This is a genomic window from Streptomyces sp. NPDC006012 (assembly GCF_042871185.1).
Lineage (GTDB): Bacteria > Actinomycetota > Actinomycetes > Streptomycetales > Streptomycetaceae > Streptomyces.
The window spans coordinates 100,582-120,371 of record NZ_JBIAIE010000007.1 but is presented as its reverse complement, the minus strand read 5'-3'; the positions used below and the strand labels follow the sequence as shown (position 1 = coordinate 120,371).

At 72.0% G+C, this 19,790-nt stretch carries 19 protein-coding genes; 8 read left to right on the top strand and 11 right to left on the bottom strand.

Annotated features, from left to right (window positions below; genetic code table 11):
• Positions 1 to 23: 23 nt before the first annotated feature.
• The 3 genes from ACFYPJ_RS15705 to ACFYPJ_RS15695 form a co-directional block, all read right to left on the bottom strand.
• Entirely contained in the window at positions 24 to 1,055 is a 1,032-nt protein-coding gene (locus ACFYPJ_RS15705) for a PucR family transcriptional regulator (RefSeq protein ID WP_389016777.1), read from the bottom strand.
• A gap of 193 nt (positions 1,056 to 1,248) precedes the next feature.
• On the bottom strand, positions 1,249 to 2,463 hold the full coding sequence (locus ACFYPJ_RS15700) for a cation:proton antiporter (RefSeq protein WP_389016267.1): 1,215 nt from the start codon (positions 2,461 to 2,463) through the stop codon (positions 1,249 to 1,251).
• Positions 2,464 to 3,321: 858 nt separating this feature from the next.
• On the bottom strand, positions 3,322 to 3,624 hold the full coding sequence (locus tag ACFYPJ_RS15695; protein WP_389016264.1) for a DUF3040 domain-containing protein: 303 nt from the start codon (positions 3,622 to 3,624) through the stop codon (positions 3,322 to 3,324).
• Between the two features lie 658 nt (positions 3,625 to 4,282).
• Between ACFYPJ_RS15695 and ACFYPJ_RS15690 the strand changes: the two genes are divergently transcribed.
• The gene (locus tag ACFYPJ_RS15690) at positions 4,283 to 5,395 is read left to right on the top strand and encodes a fatty acid desaturase family protein (RefSeq protein WP_389016262.1); all 1,113 of its coding nucleotides are present in this window, start codon (positions 4,283 to 4,285) and stop codon (positions 5,393 to 5,395) included.
• Between the two features lie 16 nt (positions 5,396 to 5,411).
• Here ACFYPJ_RS15690 and ACFYPJ_RS15685 read toward each other — a convergent pair whose 3' ends face one another.
• On the bottom strand, positions 5,412 to 5,555 hold the full coding sequence (locus tag ACFYPJ_RS15685) for a hypothetical protein (protein WP_389016259.1): 144 nt from the start codon (positions 5,553 to 5,555) through the stop codon (positions 5,412 to 5,414).
• A gap of 77 nt (positions 5,556 to 5,632) precedes the next feature.
• The gene (locus ACFYPJ_RS15680) at positions 5,633 to 5,926 is read right to left on the bottom strand and encodes a hypothetical protein (RefSeq protein ID WP_389016256.1); all 294 of its coding nucleotides are present in this window, start codon (positions 5,924 to 5,926) and stop codon (positions 5,633 to 5,635) included.
• Between the two features lie 195 nt (positions 5,927 to 6,121).
• On the opposite strand from ACFYPJ_RS15680, the gene ACFYPJ_RS15675 reads away from it, so the two are divergent.
• Entirely contained in the window at positions 6,122 to 6,958 is an 837-nt protein-coding gene (locus ACFYPJ_RS15675; protein ID WP_389016253.1) for a helix-turn-helix domain-containing protein, read from the top strand.
• Entirely contained in the window at positions 6,946 to 7,155 is a 210-nt protein-coding gene (locus tag ACFYPJ_RS15670) for a DUF397 domain-containing protein (RefSeq protein WP_389016250.1), read from the top strand. Before ACFYPJ_RS15675 ends, ACFYPJ_RS15670 begins: the two co-directional genes overlap by 13 nt.
• A gap of 14 nt (positions 7,156 to 7,169) precedes the next feature.
• Here the strand turns inward: ACFYPJ_RS15670 and ACFYPJ_RS15665 are convergent, their stop codons facing one another.
• A complete protein-coding gene (locus ACFYPJ_RS15665) occupies positions 7,170 to 7,907 on the bottom strand; it encodes an FAD binding domain-containing protein (RefSeq protein WP_389016774.1) in 738 nt (245 codons plus the stop codon).
• A 716-nt stretch (positions 7,908 to 8,623) separates the two neighbouring features.
• Between ACFYPJ_RS15665 and ACFYPJ_RS15660 the strand changes: the two genes are divergently transcribed.
• Positions 8,624 to 10,855, top strand: coding sequence for an MMPL family transporter (locus ACFYPJ_RS15660; protein ID WP_389016247.1), 2,232 nt, complete (start codon positions 8,624 to 8,626; stop codon positions 10,853 to 10,855).
• A 245-nt stretch (positions 10,856 to 11,100) separates the two neighbouring features.
• On the top strand, positions 11,101 to 11,460 hold the full coding sequence (locus tag ACFYPJ_RS15655; RefSeq protein WP_389016245.1) for an antibiotic biosynthesis monooxygenase family protein: 360 nt from the start codon (positions 11,101 to 11,103) through the stop codon (positions 11,458 to 11,460).
• A gap of 29 nt (positions 11,461 to 11,489) precedes the next feature.
• Here the strand turns inward: ACFYPJ_RS15655 and ACFYPJ_RS15650 are convergent, their stop codons facing one another.
• The 3 genes from ACFYPJ_RS15650 to ACFYPJ_RS15640 form a co-directional block, all read right to left on the bottom strand.
• Positions 11,490 to 12,665 (bottom strand): RNA polymerase sigma factor, encoded by a 1,176-nt coding sequence (locus ACFYPJ_RS15650; protein ID WP_389016242.1) that lies wholly within the window; start codon positions 12,663 to 12,665, stop codon positions 11,490 to 11,492.
• Between the two features lie 8 nt (positions 12,666 to 12,673).
• The gene (locus ACFYPJ_RS15645) at positions 12,674 to 13,081 is read right to left on the bottom strand and encodes a YciI family protein (RefSeq protein WP_389016240.1); all 408 of its coding nucleotides are present in this window, start codon (positions 13,079 to 13,081) and stop codon (positions 12,674 to 12,676) included.
• Between the two features lie 63 nt (positions 13,082 to 13,144).
• Positions 13,145 to 13,819: a TetR/AcrR family transcriptional regulator gene (locus ACFYPJ_RS15640; protein ID WP_389016237.1), complete on the bottom strand. Its 675-nt coding sequence runs from the start codon at positions 13,817 to 13,819 to the stop codon at positions 13,145 to 13,147.
• 118 nt (positions 13,820 to 13,937) lie between these two features.
• Here ACFYPJ_RS15640 and ACFYPJ_RS15635 point away from each other — a divergent pair, with 118 nt between their 5' ends.
• The gene (locus ACFYPJ_RS15635; protein WP_389016234.1) at positions 13,938 to 15,284 is read left to right on the top strand and encodes a carboxypeptidase regulatory-like domain-containing protein; all 1,347 of its coding nucleotides are present in this window, start codon (positions 13,938 to 13,940) and stop codon (positions 15,282 to 15,284) included.
• 258 nt (positions 15,285 to 15,542) lie between these two features.
• Here ACFYPJ_RS15635 and ACFYPJ_RS15630 read toward each other — a convergent pair whose 3' ends face one another.
• A complete protein-coding gene (locus ACFYPJ_RS15630; protein WP_389016231.1) occupies positions 15,543 to 16,217 on the bottom strand; it encodes an RNA polymerase sigma factor in 675 nt (224 codons plus the stop codon).
• Positions 16,218 to 16,407: 190 nt separating this feature from the next.
• Between ACFYPJ_RS15630 and ACFYPJ_RS15625 the strand changes: the two genes are divergently transcribed.
• The gene (locus ACFYPJ_RS15625) at positions 16,408 to 17,511 is read left to right on the top strand and encodes a MerR family DNA-binding transcriptional regulator (protein ID WP_389016228.1); all 1,104 of its coding nucleotides are present in this window, start codon (positions 16,408 to 16,410) and stop codon (positions 17,509 to 17,511) included.
• 352 nt (positions 17,512 to 17,863) lie between these two features.
• A complete protein-coding gene (locus ACFYPJ_RS15620; protein WP_389016225.1) occupies positions 17,864 to 18,199 on the top strand; it encodes a hypothetical protein in 336 nt (111 codons plus the stop codon).
• A 214-nt stretch (positions 18,200 to 18,413) separates the two neighbouring features.
• Here the strand turns inward: ACFYPJ_RS15620 and ACFYPJ_RS15615 are convergent, their stop codons facing one another.
• The gene (locus ACFYPJ_RS15615; RefSeq protein ID WP_389016222.1) at positions 18,414 to 19,790 is read right to left on the bottom strand and encodes a cryptochrome/photolyase family protein; all 1,377 of its coding nucleotides are present in this window, start codon (positions 19,788 to 19,790) and stop codon (positions 18,414 to 18,416) included.

Here is a 19,790-nt window from a genome sequence, read left to right as displayed (position 1 = left end):
AGGCGCCGTCCGGCCGGCCCCGGTCACAGGGGCCGGCCCGGCCAGGCCAGCAGCCGGGCGCCCATGACCGCGGTCTGCAGGGTGTAGCGGTCGCCGGGATCGGCGGGATCCATGCCGGTCAGGTCGTGGATCCGGGCCAGCCGGTAGGTCAGTGCGCGCACGCTGAGCGACAGTGCGCGGGCCGCCGCGGTGGCCACACAGCCGGTGTCGAAGTACGCCGTGAGCGTGTCGAGCAGCGGCTGCGCGCCGCCCCGGGCCTGCTCCAGCGGGCCCAGAGTGTGCCGTACCAGATCCACCAGGGCCGGCCGGTCCCGGGCCAGGACGGGGAAGACGAGCAGGTCGGCGGCACGCAGCAGCGGATCGTCGAAGCCCATCCGCTGGGCGACGTCGAGAGCGTTGAGCGCCTCCTCGTAGCTGTGCCCGATGCCGACCGTGCCCGGCCTGGGCCGGCCCACGGAGACCTGGCTGCCCGCGACCCGGGCGTGGACGAGCTTGCCGAACCAGGTCAGTACGTCGTCCTGGTCGCCGGGGGCGATGCACACCATCCGCCCGTCCTTGGTGGTGAACAGGATGCGGCGGTTCTCGAAGCGGGCGAACAACTCGTCGGCGACCTGTCGGGGCACGGGGTCGGACTCGTCGTAGCCCTCCGGGCCGCCGGCCACCGCGACGGCGTGGGTACGGGACAGGCGCAGCCCGAACCGTTCGCAGCGCGAGGCGAGTTGGCCGGGGTCGCCACGTCCGTGCAGCAGGTCGTCGATGAACTCGCGGCGGGCGGCTTCCTCCCTGCGCACGACGTGCCGCTGCGCGCGCTCGTACCCGTCGGCGAAGGCATCGACCGCCTGCTCCACCACGGCGAGGACGCTGTCCGGGCCGGCCCCGGCGGGCCTGCCGGCCCGGCTCGCCGCAAGGTGCGCGCGCACCAGCGCCCGCCAGCCGTGCCCGGCCTGAGCCGCGCGGGCGCCGAGGGCACGCCGGGACTCGGTCTCGTCCCGGGTCAGCCGACGGCCGGTGCCGGTGGCGTCCGCCAGGATCCGCGCGAAGCCGTCGAGGAACACGTCGGGGGTGGCGCCGTCGACCGGCGCGGGACGCGACCCGGGGCCGGGGCCGTCCGACGGTGGCTCCTCGTCCACCAGGGACGCGCCGTCGCCTCCCCTGTCCCCCGTCCACCCGAACTCGACCGGCGGCCCGTCGCCCGCGCCCCACGCACCAGGCCGCTCGGCGCACCCGGGCCCGTCGCGCCTGCCGTGCTCAGCCGTTCGCACGGGCCACCTCCGCCTGTTCGGCCGCCGCGGCGTCGGCCACCGTATGCCGTGATCCTCGGGACAACCGGCGGCCGAGGGGTTCGGTCCAGCGGGCCGCGAGCGGTCCGAGGATGACCAGGAGCAGCACATAGGCGGTGGCGAGAGGACCCACGCGCGGCTCGGCGGCGACGGCGAGTCCGGCGATGACGATGGAGAACTCGCCGCGGGCGACGAGGGTGCCGCCGGCCCGCCAGCGGCCCTTCACGGAGATCCCGGCGCGGCGTGCGGCCCAGTACCCCGTGGCTATCTTCGTGAGGGACGTCACCACGGCCAGCGCGAGGGCGGGCAGGAGGACCGGCGGGATCTCCGCGGGATCGGTATGCAGACCGAAGAACACGAAGAACACCGCCGCGAACAGGTCCCGCAACGGCGCCAGGAGATTGTGCGCGCCCTCGGCGACCTCGCCGGACAGGGCGATCCCGACCAGGAACGCGCCGACCGCGGCGGAGACCTGGAGTTGCTGGGCGAGTCCGGCCACCAGCAGCGTCAGACCCAGCACCACCAGCAGCAGCATCTCGGCGTTGTCGGAGGAGACCGCGCGGCTGACCAGACGGCCGTGCCGCAGCGCGACGTACAGAACGGCACCGACCGTGCCCAGCGAGATCAGCAGGGTGAGGGTGCCGCGGGCCAGGCTCACCCCGGCGAGGAGCGCGGTGAGGATCGGCAGGTAGACCGCCATGGCCAGGTCTTCCAGGACGAGTACTCCGAGGATGACGGGGGTCTCCCGGTTGCCGATCCTGCGCAGGTCGCCGAGGACCTTGGCGATCACTCCGGAGGAGGAGATCCAGGTGACCCCGGCGAGCGCCACGGCGGCGACCGGGCCCCAGCCCAGCAGCAGCGCCATCGCCGCGCCGGGCAGCGCGTTGAGGACGAAATCGACCGCCCCGGAGGGAAATTGGGTCTGGAGGGTGGTGACCAGTTCGGAGGCGCTGTACTCCAGGCCGAGCAGGAGCAGCAGCAGGATCACACCGATCTCGGCGCCGGTGGCGACGAACTCCCCACTGGCCGTCAGGGGCAGGATACCGCCCTGCCCGAAGGCGAGTCCGGCGAGCAGGTAGAGGGGTATGGGCGAGAAGCCCACCCGCCCGGCGATACGGCCCAGCAGGCCCAGGACCAGGATGATCGCCCCGAGTTCGATGAGCATGGCGGTGGTGTCGTGCACGGGCGTCTGACCTCCGTCGATCGGTTCGGTGGCGGCGTCTGTGCCTTCGCGGGTTCCGGGCGCCGGATGTGGGCGCCGGTACCGGTGTCGTGGTGCGTACGCATGTCCGGGATTCCGTTGCGCGTGGTCATGTCCGGTGCCGTTGCGCGTGCTCATGTCCGTCGGCCGGCCGACGGCCTGATGCCGTCTCATGGCAAGAGACGAAGTCGAGCGGGGCCGGTGCGGGGCGGCGGTGCGGTGTGCGAGCCGCGGCGGCCCGTCGCGGCGGAAGGGGACCGGCTGGGCTGCGGATACGAGGCGTCAGCGCGAGCGGTGGTCGCTCAGGACGGCACTGTCGGTATCAGGAACGCTGTCGCGGGCGGTGTTGTCGACGCGGACGCGGACGGCGGCGCGCGCACAGACGGCTCGGTCCATCTCACGCCCCCCATCACGTCGGCCGGAAACCGGCGACCACCAACGACTGAGCACACAAACGCTCAACGGAGTGTAAGGGCTCGGCAAAGAAGTCTATCGCACAGCAGAACGAGCCCTCAGGGAAACCCAGGCGTCGGCACCCGACGGCATGGGCCGCCGCCCGGAGCGGCCACGCATCGCACGCACCGTCAACCGCACCGGCTCACCAGCCACGACACGGGAACAAAACCCCCACCGTACGGGGTCATCGACCACCACCCGAAGACGTCAGCCGCGCAGAGGCGCCGGTCACTCGGAGACATCAACCACCGCACGGAGACGCCGGCCGCACGGAGTCGTCGACCACCACACAGAGGCCACTCGGAGACATCGACCCCCACGCAGAGACGCCGACCGCACGACGGCAGCGGCCACCCGAGAACGCCACCGGTGAGGCGCACGATCTCATTGCGGCGACCCTCGGTGCCCGCCCCGGGCCCGGTCCCCGCCGCGGGCCCGGTCCGGGTCGAGCAGTTGCACGGCGATGCCCATGACCACCAGCCCGGTGGCGATCAGCAGCCCCTGGGGCAGGAAGACGCCCGCGGCGAGCGCGACGCCGCCGGTCGCGAGCCCCCACCAGGCGCCGGTGCGCCGGTACTCGCGGGGCCGCGCGGGGCGCCCGGCCCCGAGCCCGCGGGCGAAGCGGGGGTCGTCACGCTCCAGCCGTGCGGCGAGGTCGACCAGACGTTCATCGTCGAACTGGGTCACGGCTCCATCCCTCCCGAACCCGACACGGTCGGCGAGCCGGTCCGTCACTCCTGACCCGACCGGCCCATCCGGACCTCCAGGCTCTCCCCCGCCCGCGGCCTGCCGCCATCAGGTTCGGCCCTCATCTTCCTGGTGGTTGCCCCGCACAGGAGCCGTCACGCATACCGGGCGTCCGGACCTGAAGATGGGTGCCGCCACGGATGGCGACCGGGCCGGACCGAACTGAGCCTCCGCAGGACATCCACCGGCGTGGAACTGCCGGGACGATGGCCGTGGCGTCGACGGTGCGTCCGAGGGCGCGGGCATCCATGGCATGCGCGACGGCCTGATCGAGCCCTGACCGGCCGGTCCGGTCACGGTTTCGGCCTCGGCGGACACCACGGAGGGCCGGGCACCGGGAGGGGCGCTGGACGAGACACCGGGCGGCGCACTCCCACCGTCACCCGCCCGAGCGCCGGACCGCCATCGGTGCCGACCCCCATTTCACCCGGGGGCCGACCCCCATCCCGCACCGCACCGACACCCGTACGACGATGAAAAGCTCAGGTCAGAGCCCCAGGGTGGTGGAAGCCCCCTGGGGTCCCTGGGGACAGCCCCCGGCCGCTTCGGGTGCCTGGCAGGCTGTCTCGGCCGGACCGTCGTCCCGAGACTCGACAGCATGACGATCTCGACCGATCCCTCTGTCGCACCGGCAGGATCCGCAGCACCCACAGCACCCGTCACCGTGCCCGGCCCCCGCACACGTACCTCAGGCTCTGCCGCCGGGCGGGGCAGCGACTTCGCCAGGCTCTCCCAGCGGATCACCGACGCGGGCCTGCTGAAGCGGCGCCCCGGCTACTACACGGCACGGCTCGGCCTGGTGATCGCGCTTCTCGCGGCGGGCTGGGGAACCTTCTTCGCACTCGGCGACACCTGGTGGCAACTGGCGGTCGCCGCGTTCCTGGCCCTGGTCTTCGGTCAGGTCGCGTTGGTCGCCCACGACCTGGCGCACCGGCAGGTGTTCCGGCGGCGCCGGCCGAGCGAGACCTGGGGCCGCCTCTTCGGAAACCTCGGCATCGGCATGAGCTACGGCTGGTGGATGAACAAGCACACCCGCCACCACGCCAACCCCAACCACGAGGAACTGGACCCCGACGTGGCGCCGGACATCCTGGTGTGGTCCACCGAACAGGCCCGAAACAGCCGGGGCATCGCCCGGATCATCGGCGGCCATCAGGCGTTCCTGTTCTTCCCGCTGCTGACGCTGGAGGGCTTCAACCTGCATGTGGCGAGCGCGCGGGCGCTGCGCTCGCCGTCCATGAAACACCGGCTGTTGGAGGGCGTCCTGCTCTTCCTGCACCTCGCGGCCTATCTGTCCGCGCTGTTCCTGGTGCTCTCGCCCGGCAAGGCGGTGGCGTTCCTCGCGGTGCACCAGTGCCTCTTCGGTGTCTACCTCGGCTGCACCTTCGCCCCCAACCACAAGGGCATGCCCACGTTCACGGGTGACGAGCGGCCCGACTTCCTGCGCCGCCAGGTGCTCACCTCCCGCAACGTGCGCGGCGGTCTGCTCACGGATGTGATGCTCGGCGGCCTCAACTACCAGATCGAGCACCACCTCTTCCCCAGCATGCCCACGCCCCATCTGCGCCGGGCCCAGACCGTCGTGCGCGAGTACTGCGCGGAGATCGGTGTCCCGTACCACGAGACCGGGCTGTTCCGCTCCTACCGCGAAGCGCTCACCCACATGCACCGCATCGGGGAACCGATCAGGCGGCAGCGCCGGACGTCCTGACGACGCTGCCCTGCCGTCACGTGGTCTGCCTGCTCCGTGCGTTGGCCTCGGCGACCAGTTCCCGGAGCAGTTCGTCCTGGCTCAGCCGCCGGACCTGCTCCGGGTCGGCGTCCCAGGCCCGGCCACCGCCGAACGGGGACACCCGGAGATGCGTACTCACACGTCCCGTGACCCTCCCGGACCGGCCGTGCGCCCTGTCGTGAACCGCCTCTCCGACGCCGGGAACCTCATCCTCCGTCATGAGGCGACCCCCCGGAGGATCACGTCCGCGATCATCAACGCCACGGGGGCGGAGCAGACCCCGAGGTGGACGAGCGCGTACCGGGCCTCGCCCTCGCGGTCGTCGGCCCACGGGGTACGGATGTCCATGGCGGGCAGTTGGATACCGGCCCGGCTCAGGGCCGAGGCGAGGGTGTCCCGGGCGTCGAGCGCTTCCTGGACCGTAGGCACCCGGGGTTCCGGGGGCCCGGTGACGATGGCGGTGTGCTCCGGGTTGGTCGCTGCGTCGGTGCGTCGAGGTGTGGGGGTCATGACCGTCCTTGTCCGTACAGTTCCGGTGAATTCCTGAAGCGGCTGCGCAGCCTGGATTACGGTGCGTAGTCCGGGTGTTACGAGAATGCGCCCGATCAGGACCGGCTCACGCCGTGGCCGGGCTCTCTTTCCCGGTCGTACGGAGCAGGTGCCACATCTTCCACAGGGCCGAACGCACATCCCGGAGGACGCGGTATGCCGCAACGACGCGCCATCACCGGACGCAGCCAGGAACCACGCCAACGGTTCGCGGAAGAACTGCGCACCCTCCGGGCGGCCGGCGGGATGAGCCTGCGGCAACTCGGCGAACGGCTCGGCTGGGACTGGTCCCTGTTCGGCAAGATGGAGAAGGGCGAAACCCTGGGCAGCCCCGAGGTCGCCCAGGCCCTCGACCAGCACTACGGAACCCCGGGCCTGCTCTTGGCCCTGTGGGAACTGGCCGCGGGGGACCATACGCAGTTCCGGGAGCGGTATCGGCGGTACATGGCGTTGGAGGCCGAGGCGGTGAGCCTGTGGCACTTCGCGGTGAGCGTACTGCCGGGGTTGTTGCAGACACCGGGCTACGCGCGAGAGGTACTGGCGGCGGGCGGGCTGGAGGGACAAGAACTTGAGCAGCAAGTTGAGGCTCGGATGGGGCGGCGCGAACTGCTGGAGGGGAAGGACGCGCCACCGTTCCGGACGATCCTGTCGGAGGCGGTGCTGCGCACTCCATTGCGGGACGCGGGAGACTGGCGGGAGCAGTTGGAGTACGTGATGCAGGTGGCCGAGCGACCGAAGGTGACGATGCAGGTGCTCCCGCTGAGCACCGGCATGCATGGCTTGGACAGCACTACGTTGATGTTCCTGCGGCTACCCGGCGGGCTTACGGTGGCGTACACGGAAAACGCACATCGTGGCGAACTCATCGAGGCGGACGGACCGGTCGAGCGATTGCAGCGCAAGTACGATGCGATGCGTGATCTGGCTCTGTCACCGACCGAATCGCGGAAGTTCATCCTGGACCTCTTGGAGGAAACACCTTGCGAGGCATAGACCTGAATGCCGCTGGCTGGCGCAAGAGTTCCTACAGCAACTCTGACGGCGGCGAGTGCGTCGAGATCTCCGACGCCCACGCGACCCTCGTCCCCGTTCGCGACAGCAAGACCCCTCACCTCCCAGCCCTCATCATCCCCAACAACAGCTGGTCCGCCTTCATCACGGCAGTGAAAAATGGCGAGTTGAGCGGCTGAGCGGCGACGCGGGCTCAGTCGGCCGGGTGGCTCAGGAGGCCGGAGACCTGGTCGCCGATCGCCGTCCGGGCGTCGGCCGGGAGGTCGCCGAAGTGCTGCCTCCTCAGGACGTGCAGCACCTCCGCCGTGTCGGTGTCGGCGGCGCACTCCGCGCTGCCGACGAGCACGTCGTAACCGTCACGGACGGCGACCCGGAGCAGCCTGCCGCCACCGGCGTCGGGGGCGGGGTCGGCGTGCAGTGCCGAGGCGACGACCAGCGGCGGCGGGCCGCCCGGCGCACCCGGCAGCTTGCGGTACGCGCTGGCGACCGGTGCGCGCCAGTGCAGGCTGAGCAGCAGCGGGCGTTTGGCCGTGACCTCGGCGAGGTCGGTCTCGTGGACGCCGTCGGCTTCCAGGATCCGGGCGCGGGCGTCCAGGACGAGGGCCGCGGGCAGCAGGCACCGCAGGGCGCTGCCGACGATGTTGCCGCCGACCGTGGCGGTGCGGCGTACGGCGCCGGTGCCGATCGTGGCGGCGGCCAGGCGCAGCACGTCGGGCAGCCGCTCGTCGATCCGGTTCAGCACGACGGCGCCGCCCAGCAGCTCGTGCCCGACGACATTGGCTTCCGGCAAGTCCCTCAGTGACATGGCGTGTTGAGGGAAGCCGTCGCGTTGCCAGGTGGCCCACACCAGCGTCGCTCCGCCGATCGGGACGGACTCCTCCGCCAGGCATTCCTGGGCTTCGGACACGGATGTGGGAAACCGCAGCAGCACCGCAGACGACCTGCCTTCCGGGGCGAGTTGGGAGCTGGCCGAACAGGCGATCGACCGCTGTCCGCCGACACGGCGCAGTTTCTCCGCACAGAAGGGGGCGCGTACAGGGCTCACACAAGCATGCGAAGAAATACTCCGACGCCGTGTCGCCCTCCCACCTGCGACTTCCAGCCGCCGCAGCACCATGACCGGTGACCAGCGGCTCACCTCTGTCCGCACCCGCACCCGCACCGCGCCTTGCCTTCCCACGCTGTGCCTTGCCGCGCCGGGCGCTCACCGCCACGAAGCAGCGGTCGCGTGAACCGCGATGTTCCGGACGTCGTCGGAGCGGGCGGCACGGGCCGGTCCCCCGTCCGGCGGCAGGTTCGGCGCCGGACGCCGCCTCCCGCGCGCCGACCACGGCGGCGAGGTGCCGCGCGTGGGAGGGTCCGACTGGAGGGCGCCGGTCACCGGATCAGCCGGTGCGGGCCCGACGCTCCCACGCCCGGATCCGCCGCCGGGTTCCCGCTCGGCCCGGCGGCGGCTTCCGCACCGGAACCGGGAGCGGGACTGGGAAGGGAACCGGGACCGTCACCGGCCTCCTCGTCGACGGCGGAGTCACCTCCGTGGTCGACGGTCTGACGCCCGGACCGCGGTAGCCGTGCGCCGCCCGCCCGAATCGACCGACCGACCGAGCACGGACAGAGCTTCGACAGACAGAGAGTTGTCGCACCCTCATGGCCACCTTCCTGTACCGGATCGGCCGGGCCGCCTTCCAGCGGCGTCGGCTGGTCGTCCTCCTGTGGGCGCTCGCCCTGGGCCTCATGGGCGCCGCTGCCGCAAGCGGCTCGGGCCCCCGGAACTCGACCATCACCCTGCCCGGCACGGAAGCACAGCAGGCCAATGACCTGCTGGCGAAGAAGTTCCCGGCCATGGGCGTCCAGCACGCCACCGCCCGTATCGTCGTACGAGCACCCGGCGGGGAGAAGATCGGCAGCGCCGCGAACAAGAAGGCGCTCGACGCGGCCCTGGCGGAGGTGAAGAGATCCTCCGGACACATCGCGCAGGTCAGCGACCCCTTCACGGCACGGACGGTCAGCGCTGACGGCACCGCCGCCTACGCGCAGGTCACCTACACCGTCCAGGCCACGGACCTGACCGACCGTGACCACACCGGCCTCGACGAGGCAATGGAGTACGGCCGTGACCACGGCCTGACGGTCGAGGCGTCCGGCAGCGCGCTGCTCGGGCCGGAAGAGGGGCGTACGGCCGAGACCGTCGGCTTCGCCCTGGCCGCCGTCATCCTCTTCATGACCTTCGGCTCGCTGGTCACCGCCGGCCTCCCCCTCCTGACGGCTCTGGTCGGTGTGGCCACGACCATGACCCTCGTCACGACGCTCAGCGGGCCGCTCAAGCTCGACAACAACACCTCGTCCCTGGCCACGATGCTGGGCCTCGCCGTTGGCATCGACTACGCCCTGTTCATCGTCTCCCGCTACCGCGCCGAACGGGCGGCCGGCCATGCCCCCGCGGAAGCCGCCGGCCGTGCCAACGGCACCTCGGGATCGGCCGTCGTCTTCGCCGGCCTCACCGTGGTGATCGCCCTCGTGGGCCTGGCGGTGGTGGACCTGCCCCTGCTGACCAAGATGGGGCTGGCCGCCGCCGGTGCGGTGGTCGTCGCCGTCCTCGTCGCCGTCACGCTGATCCCCGCGCTGCTGGGCTTCGCCGGCGAACGTGTCCTCGGCGGGGCCGCCCGCGAGCGGTCCGGCACCGGGTACGACGGGGCGCGGACCGGCCGTGCCCGGCTCTCCGAGCGGTGGATCTCCCACATCCTGCGCAAGCCGGCAAAGGTCCTGCTCCTGGCGGTGGTCGGGCTCGGGGTGATCGCCGTGCCCGCCACGAAGCTCTCGCTGGGGCTGCCCGCCGACGGTTCGAAGCCCGCCTCCTCCACCCAGCGCAGGGCTTACGACCTGCTGTCGCAGTCCTTCGGCCCCGGCTTCAACGGCCCCCTGGTGGTGACCGTCGACCACCACGACCCCGGCGTCGCACGGGCCGGCGCCGAGCAGTTGAGCGTCTCCCTCACCGGCCTGCCCGATGTCGCCGCCGTCAGCCCGGCCGCCTTCGACCCGGCGGGCGACACCGCCGTCATCACCGTCGTCGCCAGGACCGCACCGACCAGCGACGCCGCCAAGAAGCTCGTCGGTGAGATCCGTTCCCGCGCCGACCGCGTCAGGGCGGAGACGGGTGCCCGCTCCCTGGTGACCGGAGCGACGGCCGTCGACATCGACATCTCCGCCAAGTTCGGCGATGCCATCGCGCCGTATCTGGCGCTCGTCGTCGGCCTGGCGGTCCTCGTCCTGATGCTGGTGTTCCGCTCGGTCCTGGTCCCCGTGCAGGCCGCCCTCGGTTTTCTGCTCTCGGTACTGGCCTCGCTCGGGGCGACCGTCGTGGTCTTCCAGTGGGGCTGGCTGAAGGACCTCTTCGGGCTGCGGCAGACCGGCCCCGTCATGAGCCTGATGCCCGTCCTGATGGTCGGCATCGTCTTCGGCCTGGCCATGGACTACCAGGTGTTCCTGGTCACCCGCATGCGGGAGGCGTACGTCCATGGCGCCGACGCCCTTGCCGCCGTCCGGACCGGCTTCAGGCACAGCGCCACCGTCGTCACCGTCGCCGCCCTCATCATGATCTCTGTCTTCGCCGGCTTCATCGGGGCCGACGACGCCATGCTGAAGTCGCTTGGCTTCGGACTCGCGGCAGCCGTCGCCTTCGACGCCTTCGTCGTCCGTATGACGATCGTGCCCGCCGCGCTCGCCCTGCTCGGCAAGCGGGCGTGGTCGCTGCCCGCCTGGATCGACCGCGTCCTGCCCGGCGCCGACTTCGACATCGACTTCGAAGGTGACAAGCCCGCCCAGCACCCGCCCGTGACACCTCCGGCGGAACAGCCGGTGCATACCCCGGCTCGCGACTGACGCGGACCGCGCCTGCATACGCGGGAACGAGGGCGGGCGCGGCTGCGGCCCGTCGGCACGTCAGCCCGCCCCGAAAGAAACCGGCCAAGGGCCGGCCGGGAACGACGGTGGTGATGGCGGTGATGGGGGCGAGGGCGACGATGCAGACAAAGGCGCTGTACTCGACGCCGCCGCTCTGGATCCGATCGGGGGAAAGCGGACCCGGAGGCGTCCCGCCCGTCCTCCGTAAGGGGAGGAGAAGATGCATGACCGTTACCGCACAGATCGACAGCACCCGCCCGGTGGCGACGCTCATCAATGTCTTCACCGTGCCGCCCGACCGGCAGGACGAACTCGTCACCCTGCTCGCCCGCGCCACCGAGGAGACGATGAAGCATCAGCCCGGCTTCATCTGCGCCAACTTCCACGCCTCCAAGGACGGCCTGCGCGTCCTCAACTACGCCCAGTGGGAGTCCGAGGAGCACTACCGCGCGATGCTCGCCAACCCCGAGGCCCGCGTCCACATGGACGAGGCAGCGAAGATCGCCACCGACGTGCAGCCGCGCCTGTTCCAGGTGTGCTCGACACACGGCACGGGCACGCCGGCCGGCCCCCGACGCCCGTGACCGCCCGGCGGTAACGGGGCCCGGTGCCGTCAGCGACGGCGGCGCGTGTTGAGCCGGGCGGCCTGGCGGGTCAGGTGGTTGCGCTCGGCCGGGTTGGCCGCCTTCCCGGCCGCCTCCACGTACAACTGGGCCGCCGTCGCCGGGTCTCCGTCGCGCTCGTGGAGGTACGCGGCCACCGCGGCGTAGCGGGGCAGCGTGGCGTCCAGCTCGGTGAGCGCCGCCAGTCCGGCGCGCGGTCCGTCGGCCTCGCCGACGGCGACCGCGCGGTTGAGCCGGACGACCGGGCTGTCGGTGAGACGGGCGAGTTCGTCGTACCACTCGACGATCTGCACCCAGTCGGTCTCCTCGGCGCTCTGCGCGTCGGCGTGGAGTGCCGCGAGGGCGGCCTGGGCCTGGTACTCGCCCAGTTGGTCGCGGGCGAGGGCCGCCTGCAGGATCCTGACGCCCTCGGCGATCATCTCGGTGTCCCACCGGCTGCGGTCCTGCTCGGCGAGCGGCACGATGCTGCCGTCGGGCTCGGTCCGGGCCTCACGCCGGGCGTAGTGGAGCAGCATGAGGGCGAGCAGCGCCGCCACCTCGGGGTGGTCGGTCATGGCCGCGAGCTGCCGGGTGAGCCGGATGGCCTCGGCGGCGAGGTCGATGTCGCCGGAGTAGCCCTCGTTGAAGACGAGGTAGAGGACGCGCAGCACGGTGGCGACATCGCCGGGCTGGTCGAACCCCACGCCGGAGACCATGCGCTTGGCCCGGCTGATCCGCTGCGCCATGGTGGCCTCGGGCACCAGGTAGGCGCGGGCGATCTGGCGGGTGGTCAGCCCGCCGACGGCGCGCAGCGTGAGCGCGACCGCCGACGACGGCGTCAGCGACGGATGGGCGCACAGGAAGTAGAGCTGGAGCGTGTCGTCCACGGCCGGAACCGGCCCGGGCGGTGGCTCCTCGTCGACGAGGTCCTCACGCCGACGCCGGGCGGCGTCCGCCCGGCTCGCATCGAGGAAGCGCCGCCAGGCCACGGTGACCAGCCAGCCCTTCATGTCCCGCACGGCGTCCGACCCGCTCGCGGAGTTCGGGGAAGTCCCGCTCGGCCAGACGCGGAGCGCCTCGGTCAGCGCGTCCTGCACGGCATCCTCGGCCGCCGCGAAGTCGGCTCCGCGGCGGACGAGGATCCCGAGCACGCTCGGGATGAGGCTGCGGAGCAGTGCCTCGTCCATTGCAGAGGTCACTCCGTCACCACGGGCGGTGCGGCCAGGAAGGAGCGCACCTCGATCCACTCGTGGAGCGGCTTCCCGCCCGCCCCGGGGGCCGCCGACAATTCCCCGGCCAGTTCGAGAGCCCGCTCGTGGCTGTCGACGTCGACCACCATCCAGCCGGCGATGAGGTCCTTGGTCTCGGCGAACGGTCCGTCGGTGACCGGCGGGCGCCCCTCACCGCCGTACTGGACCCAGGTCCCCTCGGGGGCGACCGCCTCGGCGCCGACGAGCTCGCCGGTCCCCTCCAGCCGGACCGCGAGGTCCTGCATGTACCGGATGTGCGCCGTGATCTCCTCGGGCGTCCACTGGCTCATCGGCACGTCGTTCGCCGAAGCCGGAGCGCCGCGGTAGTGCTTGAGCAGCAAGTACTTGGCCATCGTGGTTCTCCTCGATCTGGTGCGCCCCCATTGTGGTCGCGCTCGTCACAGGGACGGAGCCGATCACGGGATCTCGACATCGCCGTCCGAGATTTTTTCGGGTTCCCGTCGGTTCCTCCGTCCGGTCCCCTGACCGCCGCCGTCGAGCAGCCCCGCGGTGAAGAGGTCGAAGGACCGGTCGAGGAGGGCGGCCAGGCCGGACTGGCCGGTGTCGGGGTCCCAGGCGACGAAGGAGGCGCGCAGGGCGCTCACCGCGGCACCGGCGGCCAGCTGGGGGTAGAGGCTGCTGGGCGGAACGGACAGGCGTTCGGCGAGCGCCCCGGCGAGCAGGTCCTCCATGTGGTGCAGGTTCTGGGCCAGGCGGCCGACCAGCTCCGGGTGGGTGGTCAGCAGCTTTCTGCGCGCGGGCCAGTCGCCGGAGGTACCGACGCCCGGGAGGGTCTCCTGCATGGCGTTGCGCAGGGCGGTCAAGGTGTCCTCGTCCGCCGGACGCCGGGCCAGGCGGGCGGTGGCCTCGCGGCTGAGCCAGGAGTCCCAGGCGAAAAGCGGCTCCTCCTTGCTGTCAAAGTAGTTGAAGAAGGTGCGCGGCGAGACTCCGGCCGCCGCGCAGATCTCGGGCACGGTGACGGCGGAGGGGCCGTGTTCGAGGGCCAGGGCGACCGCCGCGTGACGCAACTCGGCCCGGGTGCGGGCCTTCTTCCGCTCGCGGAGCCCCGGCTCCCGCTCGCCCGACACCATCGTCCTCCGCCCTCTGCACGCGCTCTCGGCCTTGTCGTCGAACGCAGCCTATCTGCCACGATGCATAACTGCAGGAGTGCATGTTTGCACGAATGCAAGATTTGCTAGGCTCGCGGACATGGACAGGGCCACGTTGCAGCAGGAGCAGACACAGGTGGGCGCGACCGTTCGCGCACTGGCGGGGAACCTCTGGCTGCCGGCCGTCTTCCTCGCCGGCCTGATCTTCTGTTACCTGCCGGCCTTCCACCACGCCACACCGCACGGCGTCCGCATCGCGGTGGCCGCACCCGCGCACACCGCCTCCACCCTCCAGGCCGAGTTCGACCGGACCGCGCCCGGCGCCTTCGACCTGCGCCCGGTGGACAGCGTGCGCGCGGCCCGGGGCGCGGTCCTCCACCAGGACACGGTCGCCGCGTGGCAGCCCGACGCCCACCACCCGCAGCTCTACCTCGCGAAGGCCGACGGCGCCTCGCTCGAAACCGTCCTGGAGAACGCCGTCGGCGCGGCCACCGCCGCCCAGCACCCCAAGGCCGCACCGCAGTTGCAGGTCCACGAACTGGTGCCGACCCTCCCCGACGACGCCTCCGGCACCACCGGCCTCTACCTCGCGCTGGCCTGCACACTGCCCTGCTACTTCATGGTCGTCTCCCTGCAGCGGGCCGGCTTCAGCCGCCGCAAACAGGTGCTGACGTACGTCTGCGGCGCGCTGGTCATCGCCGCGGTCAGCTACCTCGTCCCGGCCTACGGCTACCACGCCGTGCCGAAGAACCCGCTGATACTGCTCTACCTCTGCCTGATGGCCGAGGCGGTCACGCTGACCTCGTTCGGTCTCGTCGCGTTCTTCGGGCGGTTCTTCCCGGCCGTCGCGGTCGTCCTCTTCATGATGCTGGGGATGCCCAGCAGCGGGGGGACCGTGCCGACCGACATGGTGCCCGCGTTCTTCAGATTCCTGCATCCGGTGCTGCCGATGGGCAACGTGGTGGACGCGGTGCGCGACATCGGGTACTTCCACCGCGAGAACCTGCTGCGGCCCACCCTGGCACTGTCCGCGTGGATCGCGCTCGGGGCCCTGCTCATCCTGCTCGGCTGGGTGAAGGAACTGGCCCGGACACCGGCGGAGAACGCGCGGGCCCTGCCGCCGGCCGCGCCGGTCGACGACCCCACCATGGAGATGCCGCTGTGCACCCTCACCGGCCGCGCCACCGATCGGAGCGGCCTGCCGCTGGCCGGTGCGACGATCACCGTCACCACGGAACACGGGCGCGGAATCCTGCGCACCACCACCACGGCCGACGGCTCCTACACGGCGGCCGGCCTCCACCCCGGCTCGGTCATCGTGCTCGCCACCGCCCCGGGGCATCTCCCCTCGGTCACCCGCGTCCGGCTCCACTCGATCCGGCCCGTCCACCACCAGGACTTCAGCCTCGACACCCGGTACGCGACGAACGGGCTGCTGCCGGTCTGAGAACGCCGGCCGGCCGACGGCCGCATACGGAGCGCGGCCGTGTCGCGGGCGGGTAGGTGGGCACGTGGGCGCGCAGACAGATAGACAGACAGACAGAGCGCATGACGCATCGACCGTGCATCGCTTTCTCCACCAGGCGTTCATCCGGCTCATGTGGAGCATGCGGATCATGCGGATCATGCGGCTAGAACGGTTCACATGGCTCACGCGGCTCGTGCGGTTCTCACATGGCTCACGCGGCTCAGGAACTCACGGGGCTCACGCGGCGAGCACCCGGTCGTCCCGCAAACTGCGGCGCAGTTGCTCCAGACCGCGCCGGGTGTGGCTCTTGACCGTGCCCAGCGGCCAGCCGGTGACCTGTGCGATCTGCGTCTGGGTGAGGTCCTGGTAGAAGGCCAGCCGCAGGACACGCCTTTGGGGAGCCGAGAGCCGGGCCAGAGCCGCGGCGACGACCACGCGGTCGAGCGCCGCCTCCGGGTCGGACTCCGGACGCGGGCTCGTCGCAAGCCGTTCGGCCGCCCGTACGGTCAGCTCGACGCGCCGCGAGCGGGCGGCGAGGGCATCGGCCACCTTGCGCCGGGTGATGCCGGTGAGCCAGGCGGGGAACGCTCCGCGGTCGGCTCGGTAGCCGTCACGGCCGCGCCAGGCGGCGACGAACACCTGCTGGGTCACGTCCTCGGCGTCCCGTACGTCCCCCAACGCCCGCCGGGCGAACGCGTGGACGAAACCGGACCACTGGCGGTGCAGTTCCGCCCAGTCGGCACCGGGGCCGCACGTCTCTACGGAGGTCGTGACGGCGGCAGGCGTCACGACGGACGCCGTCTCGACGGCAGGCGTCTCGGCGGGACGCCCGTGGTCGGCACGCTCGTGGTCGGCACGCCCGTGGTCGGGACGGGCCGCCGTACCGCCGTGGGGCGTCGTAAGCCGGTCCATCGCGAGCCTCCCGGGCCGTCCGTGGCGGTCCGGTCGGCCACCGGCCCCGCCTTGCACCAGACTGCGCACCGGAGCAAGATGGGACAACTCGCATCGATATCGCAGCGAATCTCTCATCCGATCCCCGTCTCCCATCCGATGCCGCGTCCGGCATCGCAGCGGCACGAGGACGCCGAGGACCACGACAGCCATGAACGACGAACCCCACACCGCCGAGGACAGTGCCCATCCCGAGGCCGGCACCGGCCGAGCGGACCCGGCCTCGACGGTCGGCGTGCCGACGGGCGCACTCGCCCGCAGGCTCGGCGTCTCACCGACCACCCTGCGTTCCTGGGACCGCCGTTACGGGCTCGGCCCCGCGGGACGCTCGCAGGGCGGTCATCGGCGCTGGGTGCCCAGGGACATCGCGATGGCGGAGGAGATGTGCCGGCTCACGGCCGCGGGCGCCCCGCCGGCCGAGGCGGCACGGGTGGCCCTGCTGCGGTTCGCCCCGCACGACCCGGCGGCGCCGGACGAAGTCCCGGCCGGTCCCCCTGCCGCGGAGCCGGACACCGGGCCGGCCGCCGGAGAAGGGTCCGCCCGCCCCGGCGGCCCGGGCGGCGGGCTCCCGCTCGGGGACGTACGGCAGGAGTGCCGGGGCCTGGCCCGGGCCGCGGTCCGGCTGGACGCGCCGGAACTGACACACCGGCTGCTGGACGCCGTCCGGCGGCACGGTCTGACGGTGGCGTGGGAGGAGGTGATGGTGCCGACGCTGCGCGCGGTCGGCCGCAAATGGGAGTCCTCCGGTGACCGGTACGTCGAGGTCGAGCACCTGCTGTCCTGGCACATCTCCTCCGCCCTGCGCAGCGCGCCACTGCTGCTGCCGAGTGCGGTGCCGACCGCCAAGGCCCCGCCCGTGGTGCTGGCCTGCGCGCCCGGCGAGCAGCACTCCCTCGCTCTGGAGGCGCTGACCGCCGCGCTGGGCGAACGCGGCGTGCCGACCCGGACGCTGGGCGCGGCGGTGCCCGCGGAAGCGCTGCTGGCGTGCGTACGGCGTACCGGACCGGCCGCGGTCGTGCTGTGGGCGCAGGCCCGCTCGACGGCGTCGGTGCCGCTGGCCCGGCACGTCGCCGGTCTGGAGTGGGGAACGGCAGGCGCACGCGGGCGGCCCCTCGTCCTGCCCGCCGGGCCGGGCTGGGACCGGCGGGCCTCCGCGGGCTTTCCGCGGTGCACCGGCCTGCGGGACGCCGTGGCGACCCTGAGCCGCCCGTACGGCGACGACAACGGTGCACGGCACGCGTCACCGGCACGCTGAGCTTGTCCTACCTTCCAAGCGTGGGTCTGCGGGTCCAGCCGGGGGTCTGCTTGATCATGCGGAACGTGTGCTCCCGGTCGAATCTGCTCAGGAACGCCTGCCGGTGCCGGGAGCTCAGGTCCGGTGGCGCGCGAAGTTACGCAGGGGGCGCGGAGTGCACTGCGGGGAGGGAGCGTGCTTCCGGGCCCATCCGATACGCCTGTAACGGACAGTACTCGGAAGATACTGTGGGTGATGTAACTGTCGTGGGGAGACGGACCCGAACCCATCGCGCTCAGCCACATGACCTGGGAAGACAGTTACTCCTCGCTGCGGCGGCTGTGACACCCCCGCTCAAGAAAGAGGCAGCACCATGAACATTGCGCGTTTCACGGTCGTCCGGACCGCCGTGGGGGCACTGACCTTGCTGAGCGTTCTGTCCGCGCCGGGAGCTGCGATCGCGGCGGACCCTCCGCGGGGCGACTTCACCGCCACCGGGGTCAAGATCCACAGCGGCTACAAGCTCGACTCATCAGTCCGGGGACACGGAAATCCGGGCGACGGATACACCTGGATGGGGGGCCAGAGCACGGGCGCCGACGAGGTGCGGTGCCCCGACGGCCAGGTCAAGGACCACTGGACGTACATCCACAACAACAGAACCGGCGTGGAGGGCTACGTCTCGGACTGCTTCATCCGGGAGAACTGACAGCAACAGCCGCAGACGGTCCTCGTCCGTGGCCGGCTTGGCATTGACGTCACATGCCAAGCTGAGCCCGGGGTGTCGGCGGACACGGGCAGGATGCAGCCGCCTCCGCACCCGCCTGCCCAGCCGTCGGACGGGAGCGCGCACGGTGCGGACGGCGCTCGCCGAGTGCTACGGCACCGGCATGGGCAGGCCGGGCACTGCCGGTCGGTCCTGGTCATTCCTGCCGGTCGCGGGCCCGGCTGAACCTTTCCCGTCCTTCGGACAGGTCCACGATCGGGTCGGGGTAGTCGAGTGCGGCGCGGCTCTCACCGGGCAGCCTCCACGGCTCGTGCACGGCCGGCGCGTCGACGCCCTTCAGTTCGGGCACCCACCGGCGGACGTACGTGCCGTCGCGGTCGTAGATCTTGGCCTGGATGACCGGGTTCAGGACCCGGTTGGGCCGGGTGTCGGTGCCGGTGCCGGCCGTCCACTGCCAGTTGAGCTGGTTGTTGGCGATGTCGCCGTCGACCAGCCAGTGCAGGAAGTGGGCGGCGCCGATCCGCCAGTCGACGTAGAGGGTCTTGGCGAGGAAGCTCGCGGTCAGCAGGCGGGCGCGGTTGTGCATCCAGCCCTCGTGGCGCAGTTGCCGCATCGCCGCGTCGATCACCGGGTAGCCGGTGCGGCCCTCCCGCCACGCCTCGATGTCGTCCCTCGCCGTGCGCTCGGTGCGCCAGCGGTCGCGTTTGGTGCGGTAGTCGGCGTGGGCGCTCTGCGGTCGGGCGGCGAGGACCTGGCGGTGGAAGTCGCGCCAGGCCAGCTGCCGCACCAGCGCCTCCGCGCCCGCCCCGCCCCGGCGGCGGGCCCCGTGGACGAGCTGCACCGGCGACAGGGTGCCGAAGTGCAGGTGGGCGGAGAGCCGGGAGGTGGCGTCCGCGGCCAGGTCGTCGCGCAGGTCCTCGTAGGTGTCCAGACCGTGCCGCCAGTAGGCGGCCATTCGCCTGCGGCCCTCGCTCTCCCCTCCGGGCGGCAGGGCGGGCGAGACACCGGTGACGTCGGCGCGCGCGGGCAGCGGCTCGCTCGTCACCTGGTCGGGCACGGGCACGCGGCGCGGGGCGGTCACGGCAGTGCGCAGGCGAAACCGCGCCCACTGCCGGTAGTACGGCGTGAAGACGGCGAAGTGGTCGGAGGACGAGGGGGTCACCTCGCCCGGCGGAACGGCGACGGTGACCGCGTCATGGACGAACAGACGGCGGCCGTCGGACTCCAGGGCCCGCCGCAGCCGCTCCTCCCGGCGGGTGGCGAAAGCGCTGTGCGCCGCCGCCATGTGCACCTCGTCGGCGTCCGCCTCGGCCACCGCGCGGCAGACCTGCTCCACCAGGTCTCCGGAGCGCACCACGAGCCGCCCGCCGCGCTCGCGCAGTGAGGCGTCCAGGTCGGCGAGACAGTCGGCGAGGAAGGCGCTGCGGTTGGGAGTGACGAACCCGGCCGCCTCCACCGCGCGGTCGCGCACGAACAGCGGGACCACCGCGTCGGCCGCCTCCAGCGCCGCACGCAGCGGCGGATGATCGTGCAGGCGCAGGTCGGAGGTGAACAGGACGACCGAGACGTGCAT